The 12176-nt window shown below is 57.7% G+C and carries 12 protein-coding genes; 2 read left to right on the forward strand and 10 right to left on the reverse strand.

Going from position 1 to position 12176, the window contains the following annotated elements; genetic code table 11:
- The first annotated feature begins 16 nt into the window (after nt 1–16).
- Both Q0955_RS03220 and Q0955_RS03225 read left to right on the forward strand, forming a co-directional pair.
- On the forward strand, nt 17–454 hold the full coding sequence (locus tag Q0955_RS03220; protein ID WP_299421027.1) for a VOC family protein: 438 nt from the start codon (nt 17–19) through the stop codon (nt 452–454).
- A gap of 82 nt (nt 455–536) precedes the next feature.
- The gene (locus Q0955_RS03225) at nt 537–1247 is read left to right on the forward strand and encodes an alpha/beta fold hydrolase (protein WP_299419809.1); all 711 of its coding nucleotides are present in this window, start codon (nt 537–539) and stop codon (nt 1245–1247) included.
- Between the two features lie 42 nt (nt 1248–1289).
- Here the strand turns inward: Q0955_RS03225 and Q0955_RS03230 are convergent, their stop codons facing one another.
- From Q0955_RS03230 to Q0955_RS03275, 10 genes are all read right to left on the reverse strand, one after another.
- Entirely contained in the window at nt 1290–2279 is a 990-nt protein-coding gene (locus Q0955_RS03230; RefSeq protein WP_299419811.1) for an LLM class flavin-dependent oxidoreductase, read from the reverse strand.
- Nucleotides 2280–2409: 130 nt separating this feature from the next.
- Nucleotides 2410–3627, reverse strand: coding sequence for an aminotransferase class I/II-fold pyridoxal phosphate-dependent enzyme (locus Q0955_RS03235; protein WP_299419814.1), 1218 nt, complete (start codon nt 3625–3627; stop codon nt 2410–2412).
- A gap of 114 nt (nt 3628–3741) precedes the next feature.
- Nucleotides 3742–5046: an FAD-binding oxidoreductase gene (locus Q0955_RS03240; RefSeq protein ID WP_299419817.1), complete on the reverse strand. Its 1305-nt coding sequence runs from the start codon at nt 5044–5046 to the stop codon at nt 3742–3744.
- A gap of 77 nt (nt 5047–5123) precedes the next feature.
- Nucleotides 5124–6494, reverse strand: coding sequence for a glutamine synthetase family protein (locus tag Q0955_RS03245; RefSeq protein ID WP_299419820.1), 1371 nt, complete (start codon nt 6492–6494; stop codon nt 5124–5126).
- Complete coding sequence (locus tag Q0955_RS03250) at nt 6491–7174, reverse strand: type 1 glutamine amidotransferase (protein ID WP_299419821.1); 684 nt, start codon at nt 7172–7174, stop codon at nt 6491–6493. The genes Q0955_RS03245 and Q0955_RS03250 overlap by 4 nt, the downstream gene beginning before the upstream one ends.
- A gap of 59 nt (nt 7175–7233) precedes the next feature.
- Nucleotides 7234–8550: a glutamine synthetase family protein gene (locus Q0955_RS03255; protein ID WP_299419823.1), complete on the reverse strand. Its 1317-nt coding sequence runs from the start codon at nt 8548–8550 to the stop codon at nt 7234–7236.
- Nucleotides 8551–8744: 194 nt separating this feature from the next.
- On the reverse strand, nt 8745–9551 hold the full coding sequence (locus tag Q0955_RS03260) for an ABC transporter permease subunit (protein WP_299419825.1): 807 nt from the start codon (nt 9549–9551) through the stop codon (nt 8745–8747).
- Nucleotides 9548–10438, reverse strand: a complete 891-nt coding sequence (locus tag Q0955_RS03265; protein ID WP_299421030.1) for an ABC transporter permease subunit — start codon at nt 10436–10438, stop codon at nt 9548–9550. The genes Q0955_RS03260 and Q0955_RS03265 overlap by 4 nt, the downstream gene beginning before the upstream one ends.
- Before the next feature lie 114 nt (nt 10439–10552).
- Complete coding sequence (locus tag Q0955_RS03270; RefSeq protein WP_299419826.1) at nt 10553–11260, reverse strand: transporter substrate-binding domain-containing protein; 708 nt, start codon at nt 11258–11260, stop codon at nt 10553–10555.
- A gap of 37 nt (nt 11261–11297) precedes the next feature.
- Nucleotides 11298–12071 (reverse strand): ATP-binding cassette domain-containing protein, encoded by a 774-nt coding sequence (locus tag Q0955_RS03275; protein ID WP_299419828.1) that lies wholly within the window; start codon nt 12069–12071, stop codon nt 11298–11300.
- Between the last annotated feature and the right edge of the window lie 105 nt (nt 12072–12176).

Here is a 12176-nt window from a genome sequence, read left to right on the forward strand (position 1 = left end):
TTTAAGCGAAGACAGGATGGGTCAGCGGGTCAGTTTGATCACCTTGGCGGTGAAAGACGTGCAGGCCTCGGCCCGGTTTTATGATGCTTTGGGTTGGCGGCGTGCCACGGGACCAGATGATCCAGATGAGGTGGTGGCTTACAACCTGATTGGCCAGACCTTAGGACTGTATTCCAAAGCGATGCTGGCTGAGGATTTGGGCATTCCTGAAGACGCCATTGGTGGCTTCTCGGGCGTGACACTGGCCTACAACGTGGCAACCAAAGAAGAGGTGGCACCGGTTCTGGATTTGGCGGTGCAGGCCGGGGGGCGGATTTTGAAGCCTGCCGGTGAAATCTTTTGGGGCGGGTACATCGGGTACTTTTGTGATCCGGACGGACATGTCTGGGAGGTGGCGTTTAATCCCTATTCGCCGCTTGCCGAAGATGGCGCGTTTCGCTGGGGTGGATATTGACCGATTGTGACAGGATGGCTTGACCTGATGGCCCGCTCTGTCACAGTTACGCACAACAAAAAGAGTATATAAGGGGTAGAGCATGCAGGAGCCTATCGTTCTGCTGCCGGGGATGATGTGTGATGCGCGCTTGTTTGCGCATCAGGTCGCGGATTTGTCGAAGGATCATTTGGTGACGGTGGCGCCGATCACGCAAGGCGAGCGGATTAGTGAAATCGCCTCGTCCTTGATCCCACATTTGCCACCAAAGTTTGCCCTTGCTGGTCTGAGCATGGGCGGCATTGTTGCAATGGAACTGTTGCGTAAAGTTCCGGACCGCATCACCCGTGTCGCATTTATGGATACCAACCCTCTGGCGGAAACCCCGGCCAGTGCCGCGAGTTATGAGCCCTTGATTGTTGGCGCGCGGGCCGGACGTTTGGATGAGGTTTTGGCCGAGTTTATGCGGCCGGAGTATTTGGCGCCCACGGTTCAGCGCAACGAGGTAATGGCCCAAGTGTTGGAGATGGGGCGCAGCCTTGGTCCGGAAGTGTTGGTGCGTCAGGCGCGCGCTTTGCAACGACGTCCAGATCAGCAGGGCGCATTGCGCCGGTGTAAATGTCCCGCTTTGGTGTTGTGTGGTGAACATGACGGGCTGACGCCGGTGAAGCGGCACAGTTTTATGGCGGAACTGATCCCCTATGCGGAATTGGAGGTTATTTCTGGTGCAGGGCATCTCCCGACGCTGGAACAGCCCGAGCTGACCACGCAGGCCTTGCGTCGGTGGATGGAGCAACCTTTGGTGCTGCGATGAAACGTCTGTCTCAGCGCAAGAACTATCCGTCGCTGGCGGCGCTTAGGCTGCCAATTCCTGCATGACGTCCGCTGCCATCTTGAAAGATTTCAGTCGGGCTTGATGATCATGGATCATGCCTGTCAGCATGATTTCATCCGGTTGATAGCGGTCGATCATGTCGCGCAGTTGAGCAGCCACGGTGGTTTTGGTGCCCACGGCAGTCACGCGCAGGGCGGAGTTAACCAAACGCGCCTCCGCGGGGCTGGCGACCTCTTCGAATGAGCTGACGGGCTTGGGCAGGGGGCCAGGTGTGCCCCTGCGCAGGTTGAGGAAGCCTTGTTGTGGCGAGGTGCGCAACCGGCGCGCGTTTTCTTCAGTGTCTGCGACAAACACATTGGCGGCCAACATGAAGCGTGGTTTTGGGGTTTCGCCGGCTGTGAACCGGTGGCGGTACAGCGCAGCGGCCTCTTCCAGCGCATCCGGGGCAAAATGGGACGCAAAGGCATAGGGCAGACCCAGTTGTGCCGCGAGCTGAGCTCCAAACAGGCTGGATCCGAGGACCCAGATTGGCACCTTGGTGCCTTCCCCGGGAATGGCACGGACCGGTTGATCTCCCTTTGATTTTTGGAACAACTCGATGAGTTCAACCACATCTTGTGGGAAGCGATCAGCCCCCGCCATGCCGCGCCGCAGGGCGGCGGCGGTTTTCATGTCGGTGCCGGGGGCACGGCCGAGACCAAGGTCAACCCGGTCCGGATAAAGTGTCGCCAGGGTGCCAAATTGCTCCGCAATCACCAAAGGCGGATGGTTTGGCAGCATGATTCCACCAGAGCCGACACGCATGGTTTTTGTGGCCGCCAAGATCTGGCCAATCAGGACAGCCGTGGCGGAGGAGGCGATGCCCGGCATATTGTGATGCTCTGCCACCCAATACCGGGTGTATCCCCATTGCTCGGCATGTTGCGCAAGATCCAGGGAGTTGTGTAGTGCATCCGACGCGCTGCCGCCTTCGGGGATCGGCGACAGGTCAAGCAGGGAATAGGGGATCATGGCGCGCTCCGGCTCTCACAGGGTTTTCAGCATATAGAAAGCCAAAGGCGGAAAGCTAGGGGGCGGATTGGGCCGGACACAGAAAAGCGGGCCACAAGGACCCGCTTCTCCATAAAATTGTAGTGATCAATTAGGTGCCGTAAGCTTTGACCGCGCCCATAACATCTTCGGCAGCGCTGGTAAGTGCATCCGCAATCAGGTCAAGCTCGTCGCGTTTCAGGCGGGCTGGCAGGCGCACGTCACATGCGGACATCAACATCGCACGTGTTTTTGGAAGCTCTTGTTTCTCCGGTACAAACTGCCAATTCCAAAAGGCGCGGGCGTTGTCGGTGGATTGACCAAAGACCTGCACCTTTACACCGCGCGCATTGGCGGCGTCCTGGAACGCCAGGATTTGGGTGTTGTCCAACCCTTCGAGGTTGAATTGGATGGAATCCGGTGCGCGGTCTTCCGGGGCCAGCTTCTCTGGGACTTGCAACCACGGGGAGGCGTTCAATTTGTCCGCAACGTAATCATGGTTGGCACGCCCATCGCGCACGCGGCGCGGCACCTCAGCCAATTGCGGACGGATGATTGCCGCGGAAAGATTGGAGAGGCGCAGGTTGTAGAGCGGCAGTTGGTTCTGCCAGCGGGCAAAAGCTGCTTCCAGCGCGCCGGTGTTGTCGCCTTCGGGTGCCTTGTGCTTTTTCCAGTTGTGCTCATAGGCGCCGGACATGATCACCGCGCGGGCAATCAGATTGGCGTCGTCAGACACCATGATGCCACCTTCGCCAGCATTGATCAGCTTGTAGGATTGGAACGAGAAGCAACCAACATGACCGATGGTGCCAATGTTGCGGCCATGCCACGTGGTGCCAAGGCTGTGGGCGGCGTCTTCAATCACTGGAATGTCGCGCGCCTCACACAGCGCCATGATGGCATCCATGTCGGAGGTATGGCCGCGCATGTGGCTGATGATCACGGCGGAAATGTTGTCGTCCAGGCGCGCTTCAAAGTCAGCCAGATCAATACGGTAGTTGTCACCCACTTCGCAGAGCACCGGCACCAGATCGGCGTGTACAACGGACGAGGGCACAGCGGCAAAAGTGAATCCAGGTAGCAACACGCGGGCGTCACGCGGTAAGTCGAGCGCTTTTAGCGACAGGAACAGGGCTGCGGAGCAGGAGGAAACAGCCAAGGCGTATTTGCTGCCCAACATCGCTGCAAATTCGGATTCCAACAGAGAAACAGGCGCATTTTCTGCCGCTGTGTAGCGGAACAGGTCACCGGATTGCAGCAGGCGCTCGATTTCTTCGCGGGCGGAAGCCGGAATGGGTTCCGCGTCATACACATTGGGAGGCAATGCCATGGTTTTCAACTTTCTTAAGTTGTGTTTTCGAAAACATAAAACAAAGCACAGGCGCAGGGAAGCGCAAACACGCGTTTTTGCGTGGCGGGTCGATGAAAAAATGTCGCGGGTATTCTAGACGCCAAGCCGGTCGCGCAGGGCATACCAGGTCATGGCAAGTGCCAATAGCGGGCTGCGCATGCGGGGGCCGCCGGGGAACGGGGCCGCTGGTACACGTGCCATGGTGTCAAAGCCCTCGACCTCGCCAGAAAGCGCCAAGGCGATGAGCTGTCCTGCGTGCGTGGCGGTGCCCACGCCGTGGCCGGAATAGCCAGAGGCGGTGATCACGTTAGAGCCCAGACGGCGCAAATACGGCATACGTTTCATGGTGATTGCCAAGGTGCCGCCCCAAGCGTAGTCGATGCCAATGTCCTTGAGGTGTGGGAAAATCTCCACCATCGGCTTGCGCACGGTGGCGGCTATGTCAGACGGGAAGGTGTATCCATAGCTTTCGCCACCGCCAAACAAGAGACGGTTGTCATGGCTGAGCCGGAAGTAGTTGATGACAAATTTTGTGTCAGCCACGGCCACATCACGTTCCAAAACCTTCGCCACATCGTCGCCCAAAGGTTCGGTTGCGGCAATGAAGTTGTTGATCGGCATGACTCGGCCCGCGACTTTGGGCTCCAGATCACCAAGATAGCCATTGCAGGCCAGCACAAGATGGTCGGCAGTGACCTGTCCAGTCTCTGTTTTCACAGTGACTTTGGCCCCACGCTCAATTTGGGTCACGCGCGAGGTTTCGTGGATGGTTGCCCCGGCTTCTGCGGCCGCTTCGGCCAACCCCAAAGCAAATGCCAACGGGTGCAGGTGACCTGCGCCCATGTCCAGACTGCCCCCCACGTATTTTGGAGAAGGGCAAATCGCTTGTAGTGCGTCCCGCTCCAGCGTTTCAATCTGGTTGTATCCGTAGCGGGTTTGCAGGTGGTGCGCATAGGCGTGTTCTTCGCGGACTTCTTTGGCGGAGAAACAGGCGTGGGCAATACCAGGTTTGTAGTGGCAGTTGATATTGTGCTTTGCGATCAAGTCTTTGACGAGATCTTTGGAGTCTTCAGCCAAGTGCCAAAGTTTTGAGGCATCGTCTTGTCCAACAAGCCTTTCAAGCCCGTCTTGTTCCATGCGCTGACCAGAACCCAATTGCCCGCCGTTGCGCCCGGAGGCGCCAAAGCTCACGCGATGTGCTTCCAGCAAGACCACATCAAAGCCGCGTTCCGCCAGATGCAACGCGGTGGAGAGACCCGTGAAACCGCCGCCAATCACACAGACGTCAGCAACGCGGTCCCCGGTCAGCGGGGCAAAAGGCGCAAGCGGTTGCGCTGTTGCCGCATACCAGCTGTCCGGGTAGTGGCCTTTGCGATCATTGGCATCGAGCAGGTTCATGATGTCCCCTTGTATTCACTTTCCACAAATATCCCCGCCGGAGGCAGCGGATTGGCCAGAGGCCAACCGCTTGGATGTCACACGTTGAGCAAAAGGTGCTCACGTTCCCATGGGGAGATCACTGCGAGGAACTCTTCGTATTCCGCACGTTTCACAATGGAATAGACCCGCGCAAAATCCGGTCCCAAGATGTCATGCAGATCTTTGGCTTCATCAAATAGATCGAGCGCGCCACCCAGAATACGGGGGATGGCCTCTTCCCCATCATAGGCATCACCCTTGAACTGTTTGTCCGGGCGTTCTTGCTCCAAGAGGCCAAGGTAGCCGCAGGCGAGTGAGGCAGCGATGCCGAGGTAGGGATTGCAGTCCATGCCGGCGAGGCGGTTTTCCACGCGGCGGGCTTGTGGCGAGGAAATGGGAATGCGGATGCCGGTGGTGCGGTTGTCTCGTGCCCATTCCAGATTGATCGGGGCTGCGTGGTCGCGCACGTATCGACGGTAAGAGTTCACATAGGGCGCCATCACGGCAATTGCGGCGGGCAGGTGGTTTTGCAGGCCGGCAATGAAGTGGAAAAACGCATCTGTTTCGCCCCCTTGCGGGCCGGAGAAGATGTTTTGCCCGGTTTCGATGTCAAGGATCGAATGGTGGATGTGCATGGCAGAGCCGGGCTCGTCCTCGATGGGTTTGGCCATAAAGGTCGCATAGCAATCGTGACGCAAGGCCGCCTCGCGGATAAAGCGCTTGAAGTAGAAAACCTCATCCGCCAATTTGAGCGGATCGCCGTGCACCATGTTGATTTCAAGCTGACCTGCGCCACCTTCTTGGGTGATGCCGTCGATCTCGAAACCCTGCGCTTCAGCAAAATCATAGATATCGTCAATGACGGGGCCAAATTCGTCCACGGCGGTCATGGAATAGGCCTGACGTGCGGCCGCTGGACGGCCGGAGCGGCCCATCATTGGTTTGATTTCCTGACGTGGATCGGTGTTGCGTGCCACGAGGAAAAATTCGATTTCCGGGGCCACAATCGGCTCCCAGCCTTTATCACGGTAGAGCTGGATCACCCGTTTGAGCACATTTCTCGGTGAAAACTCGACCGGCGAGCCGTCCAGATTATAGGCGTCGTGAATGACCTGAAGCGTCCAATCGGCGGTCCAGGGCGCGGCGGTGGCCGTGCTCCAATCCGGGCGCAGGATCATGTCTTTTTCGATAAAACCTTCTTCACCGGCCGCTTCGCCCCAACCACCTGTCAGGGTTTGATAAAAGATCGAATCCGGGAGGTGGAAATATTCTTGGCGGGCAAACTTGGTGGCCGGTACGGCCTTGCCACGGGCAATCCCCGGAAGATCGGAGATAATGCATTCTACTTCGTCGAGACGGTGGCCCTCCAAATAGGCGCGGGCGGCGTCAGGGGTCTTTGAAAGCCAGTCGGTTTTGGGGGCGGTCATCGGGGGCGCTCCTGTCGGAAGAAGTCTGCAAATTGATCTGCAATGGTTTGACTGTTTGTCGGTTCATCAAGTTCGTCGATTGCGGCGTCGAGAATGGCGTCTGGCACAACACCACGGCCGCGGGTGTTGATCAGGCCGTCAACAAAGTCGGCGGAGAATTCCGGATGCGCCTGAACCGTGATGGCGCGGTCGCCGTAGAGGATGGCGGCGTTTTTGCAAAAATCGTTGGACGCGATAGCAACGGCACCGGGCGGCAGTTCCGTGACTTGGTCCTGATGCCAGGCGTTCATGGCAATTTCGGTGCCGGAAAAGTCGTAGCTCTGACGCCCGACAGCCCAGCCGCCGTCAAACTTTTCCACTTTTCCACCAAGAGCTTGCGCGATGATCTGATGGCCGAAACACACGCCAACCAGTGGGATGCTTTGTGTCACGGCATCGCGGATGAAGTCTTCCAGTGGTGGGATCCAAGCGTGGTCTTCGTAGACTCCGTGTTTGGAACCGGTGATGAGCCAGCCGTCGGCGTCGGTTACCGCTTCGGGGAAGTCTCCATCGACCACTTTATAGCCTGCAAATTCGAATTCCTGCCCAGAGAGCAAGGACTTAAACATCTCGATGTAGTTGCCGTAGTGCGGTTCAAGCTCGTCAGGCGCGTGGCCAGTCAAAAGGATGCCGATTTTCATGTATCACCAGAATTTGATCAAATTAATGGTAGCGGGAGACAGGCGCTCGCGCAAGCGTGTCATACACGCTCCAGATAGGTTTTCCAGCGGTCCGCTGCGTCGATCTCGGCGAGTTTTTGCGCCTCCTGGCGTTTGGTCATCACTAGATTGTCGATCAGCTGCTTTGGCAGGCAACGCGCAATAAAGGCATCGCTTTCAAACAGCGCAATGGCGTCGTCCCAGCTTTTGGCCAGTTGCGGCAGGTCCTGCGCATAAGCATTGCCGGTGGTTGGGGCAGGCGGCATCAAGCCTTCGGAGATGCCTTCGATGGCCGCACCAAGAATGGCCGCGAGCATCAGGTAGGGGTTCACATCTCCACCGGACACGCGGTGCTCAATGCGGCGGGCGGCGTTCGGGCCGCCGGGAATGCGGATGGCAGCGGTGCGGTTTTCGTAGCCCCAGCACACGGTTGTTGGCGCGTGGGCACCCGGTGCAAAGCGGTCATAAGACGGGCCGTGCGGCGCGAAGATTAGGGTGGAGGCGCGCATGGCCTCCAAGCAACCTGCCACGGCGGACTTTAGAAGGTTCGAGCCTTCTGCGGTGCCATTGTCAAAGACGTTGTTATCGTTTTCATCCACCACAGAGAAATGCACGTGCATGCCGTTGCCGGCGTCATCGCCGTAAGGCTTGGCCATGAAAGTGGCGGCAAAGCCGTGGTTGCGAGCGGTTTCACGCAGCAACTGCTTGATCAGTAAGGCATCGTCGGCGGCTTTCATCGCTGTTTGGTGATTAAGGGTTACTTCAAACTGTCCTACGCCACCTTCACAGGTCATGGTTTGCAATGGGATTCCCATCGCAGCTGCGCCGTCGTAGATGTCGCTGAAGAATTCGTCAAAAGCATCGAGTTCCGAGACACTGAGGATTTCAGACGCATCGAGCTGTCGGCCATCGCGGGGGTGCTTTGGAGGCACAAGATGGGCACCGCTGTCGTCCACGAGGGTGAACTCCATTTCGGTGGCAGCAACCACAGTCCAGCCGCGGGCGGTGTAGCGTTCCAGTACGGTGGCTAAGGCCTGAATGGGATCGCCCATAAAGGGGCTGCCGTCTTCGTTGGTCATGCCCATTAGAACAAGTTGGGACGGCGTTTTGAGCCATGGCATCGGCACAGCACCGCGTGGGGATGGGGTGAGTACACCATCCGCATCGCCACTTTCAAACACCAGCGGGCTGTTCTCGATGTCACAACCCCAGATGTCCAGATTGAGGGCCGAGAGGGGCAGACGCGCGCCGCCTTTGTCGAGTTTTGGGAGATGTTCAGAAGGCAGCCGTTTGCCGCGCAATTGGCCGTTGAGATCTACTGCACCAATCCGGAAGGTTGCGCTTTGTGCCGGGTCCATGGGTCACCACATTTGTAATTTGATCAAATTATCGGGGGCGTCAGATCAATTGTCCAGAAGAAAATTGCGGGCGTTTGCGGGCGTGTCGGTATTGCGTCTGTATCGCGGCTGTTTTGCGGAGGTGGAAAAAAAGCCAAAACACCCGCCAATGTCTGACGGGTGTTTAGCAATTATTCAGGTGGTGCGGTCCGCGATCAGCGGATCAGGTTTGGACGCACACGCAGCTTTTTCACGGATGCCTGAGGCAGGTGTTTGTTCAGGCGTTTGTTCACCAGACCGAAGATCCAGATGATCACCAGCGTGAGCAAGATGAAGTACATCGCCAGGATCGGGTAGGGTACAAACGGGTTGTAGGTTTTATCCGCAAAGTAGTTGGCATAGTAGAGCGCGTCCCCCTGCTGTCGCCATGCCGGGAAGCCGGAAAAGAACACCAGTGTGGTGGCGTGAAACAGGAAGATGGCTTCGTTGGTGTAGGCCGGCCACGCCAGGCGCATCATGGTTGGGAACATGATGCGGCGGAAGCGGAACCAACCAGTGATGCCATAAGCATCTGCGGCCTCCACGTCGCCTTTCGGGATGGAGCGCAGCGCACCGTAGAAGATTTCTGCCGAGTAGGCTGAAGTGTTCAGGAACAGTACGATCAGCGCACCCAAAGCCGCAGAGGACAGCGGGTTGAAGATCGGCGACACGCCTTTGAGTGACAGGAACAGGAAGTAGCCAAAGAAGAACTGGATAAACAGCGGGCTGCCCCGGAAGAGGAAGATAAACCATTCTGCCGGTTTGCGCGCCCAGCGTGTATTGGAGTTCTTGGCCACCGCCAAAAGATTGGCAAAAAAGAAGCCGGTCACAATCGCCAACAGGCCGTAGTAAACATTCCAGATCATGCCGGAGCCGATCAGGGTGAAGTGCTCACACAGGGTGAAATCCGTGCGCGGCAACATACGTTCGCCATAACCCAAAGAGCGGAAGGCGTAGTTCTGAATGGTGTCGAAACAGCTCATGCCGCGCTCCCCGCTTTGCGTTGGGATTCCCCGTCCAATGTGGCCTGTCCATGGGACAGACGTTTGGTGACACGTGCCAAGACAATCTCAGACACGCGAGTGAACAGCAGGTAGAAAATCAGCAGAGCCAGGAAGTACCACATGCGCCAGTCGCCGTGCGGATAGGCGGTGAAGCGGGCGGTTTTGGACGCGCCCAGATCGCGTGCCCAGTAGACGATGTCTTCGACCCCCAGCAGGAACAACAGCGGGGTGGCTTTGATCAGCACCATCCAGAGGTTGGACAGACCGGGCAGGGCGTAGATCCACATCTGTGGCATCAGGATACGCCAGAAAGTTTGGCGTGGCGTCATGCCGTAAGCTTCGGCGGTTTCAAGTTGTGGCCGCGGTACGGCCTGCATGGCGCCGTAGAGCACGTTGGCGGCAAAGGCGCCAAAGACGATGGCGAAGGTGAACACCGCGAGCCAGAAGCCATAAATCTCATGCACCCATTGGGGGGAGGAGCTAAGCGGCATTTTGGCCATGTCACAGACCAGGAACTCGTTGCCCTGGCGGACCGGCTCTGTCCATTCGGGACATTTGACCTTGTGGCGCATCCATTCGATCGCCTGATCCAGCGCAATCACAAAGAAGAGGAAGAAGGCAATGTCTGGCACGCCGCGCACAATGGCGATGTAGCCCTTACCAAACCAGCGCACGAGGAAGAAGCGCGCACGGGCGGCCATGGCGCCGCCGAGGCCAAACAACAGCGCAGTTGGGGCGGTGATCGCCAGCAACAACAGCACCGTGCCAAAGGAGGCGTAAAAGGCCATGTGCTTCCCGGTGGTGAGATAGCAGCTAAGCCAGGACAAACCTTCTAGGACCGAAGGATCTGAGCAATAGGCAAAAATGGCTGGCCTCTTTCGTGTGATCTTGGGGCAGTGCGGCCACGTGGGGCAGTCCGCCGGGTGGGAAAAGGGGGAGGCTGAGCCCCCCCCCTCAATTGGTTTTCAAATGGGGAAGGCTTAGAATTTGCCTTCGATTTCCCACTTGTCCAGCAGGTCGTTCAGGCTGCCGTCTGCCTTCATGGAAGCGATGGCTGCGTCGAACTTGCCGCGCAGATCGTCGTCAGATTCGCGGAACGCCATGCCGATGCCGCCACCGAGGTAAACGTCCTCGATAAAGGTCAGGTCGGTTTCAGCCACAAATGGTGCCAGAAAGTCTTTGTCCGCCATCACGGCGTCCACTTCACCTGCGTTCACAGCTGCGATGGTTTCATCCGGAGTGTTGAACTCAACCAGTGTCGCGCCGGTAGTGGCCACGTGGCTGGACTGGATGGTGCTGGTTTGCGCCGCAACGATCGCGGAGTTCACGTCCACGTCCGCAGACAGAGCGGCGTAGGCGGATGGGGAAGGGCGGGTGTAGCCCTGGGTGAAGTCCATGGTCTCTTCACGCTCATCGGTGATGGACATGCCTGCGATGATGGCGTCGTAGTTGCCGGACTGCAGGTTAGGAATGATGCTGTCCCAGTCGTTGGTGACCCACTCGCAGGTCAGGGAGGCGCGTTTGCAGAGCTCGTCGCCCAGCTCACGCTCAAAGCCGTCCACTTCGCCAGCGTCGTTGATGAAGTTGTATGGAGGGTAGGCGCCCTCGGTGCCAAGGCGCACGGTGTCGGCCATGGCGAAGCCTGCGGTCAGTGCCAGTGCGGCAGTGCTCAGGATCAGGTTTTTCATAGTTTTGCTCCCTATGGATTGGTTGTTCTGTTGTTTTTTATGCGGCGGTTGAAGACAGGAACTGATTCAAACGTTCAGATTTTGGATTGCCAAAGAGCTCGTCTGGAGTGCCTTGTTCTTCGATCAGGCCTTGATGCAAAAACACAACGTGATCAGACACATCGCGGGCCATTTTCATGTCGTGGGTCACGATCATCATGGTGCGGCCTTCTTCGGCCAGCGCTTTGATTACGCGTACAACTTCCTGCTCAAGCTCTGGGTCGAGCGCCGAGGTGGGCTCATCAAACAGCAAAGCTTCCGGCTCCATCGCCAAGGCACGGGCAATGGCGGCGCGTTGTTGCTGACCACCGGAGAGCTGCGCCGGGTAGGCGTCATGTTTGTCGGCGATGCCCACTTTGTTGAGGTAGGCGTGCGCAGCCTCTTCAACCTCAGCCTTGTCGCGGCCAAGCACGGTAACAGGCGCCTCCATGACATTCTGCAGGATGGTCATGTGGGACCACAGGTTGAATTGCTGAAATACCATCGACAGGTTGGTGCGGATGCGCAGGATCTGTTTGGGGTCCGCCGGTTCGCGGGAATGGCCGGCACCTTTCCAGGTCACAGGTTCACCTTTGAACAGGATTTCGCCCTGCTGGCTGTGCTCCAGAAGGTTGGCGCAGCGCAGGATTGTGGATTTGCCGGAACCAGAGGAGCCAATCAAAGAAACCACATCGCCGCGGTGCGCGGTGATATCCACGCCCTTGATGACTTCTAGGTTGGCATAGGCCTTGTGCAGGTCGCGGATTTGCAGAACGGGCGTGGCTTCGCTCACAGTGTCCCCATCAGTATTGGGTTAATCATTGGTTGCCCAATAGGAATGAAAATTTGCGCAATTGCAACTTTCAAAAGGGCGGGTGAAGCCCCCTAAGTGACGTTT

This window comes from uncultured Shimia sp., assembly GCF_947493595.1.
GTDB lineage: Bacteria > Pseudomonadota > Alphaproteobacteria > Rhodobacterales > Rhodobacteraceae > Shimia.

Coding starts and splice junctions, on each gene's coding strand:
- Q0955_RS03260 (WP_299419825.1), bottom strand. CDS start 9,551: ATGAGCTGTTTCGACACCATTCAGAACTACGCCTTCCGCTCTTTGGGT.
- Q0955_RS03245 (WP_299419820.1), bottom strand. CDS start 6,494: ATGACCGCCCCCAAAACCGACTGGCTTTCAAAGACCCCTGACGCCGCC.
- Q0955_RS03235 (WP_299419814.1), bottom strand. CDS start 3,627: ATGGCATTGCCTCCCAATGTGTATGACGCGGAACCCATTCCGGCTTCC.
- Q0955_RS03270 (WP_299419826.1), bottom strand. CDS start 11,260: ATGAAAAACCTGATCCTGAGCACTGCCGCACTGGCACTGACCGCAGGC.
- Q0955_RS03255 (WP_299419823.1), bottom strand. CDS start 8,550: ATGGACCCGGCACAAAGCGCAACCTTCCGGATTGGTGCAGTAGATCTC.
- Q0955_RS03240 (WP_299419817.1), bottom strand. CDS start 5,046: ATGAACCTGCTCGATGCCAATGATCGCAAAGGCCACTACCCGGACAGC.
- Q0955_RS03230 (WP_299419811.1), bottom strand. CDS start 2,279: ATGATCCCCTATTCCCTGCTTGACCTGTCGCCGATCCCCGAAGGCGGC.
- Q0955_RS03250 (WP_299419821.1), bottom strand. CDS start 7,174: ATGAAAATCGGCATCCTTTTGACTGGCCACGCGCCTGACGAGCTTGAA.
- Q0955_RS03220 (WP_299421027.1), top strand. CDS start 17: ATGGGTCAGCGGGTCAGTTTGATCACCTTGGCGGTGAAAGACGTGCAG.
- Q0955_RS03225 (WP_299419809.1), top strand. CDS start 537: ATGCAGGAGCCTATCGTTCTGCTGCCGGGGATGATGTGTGATGCGCGC.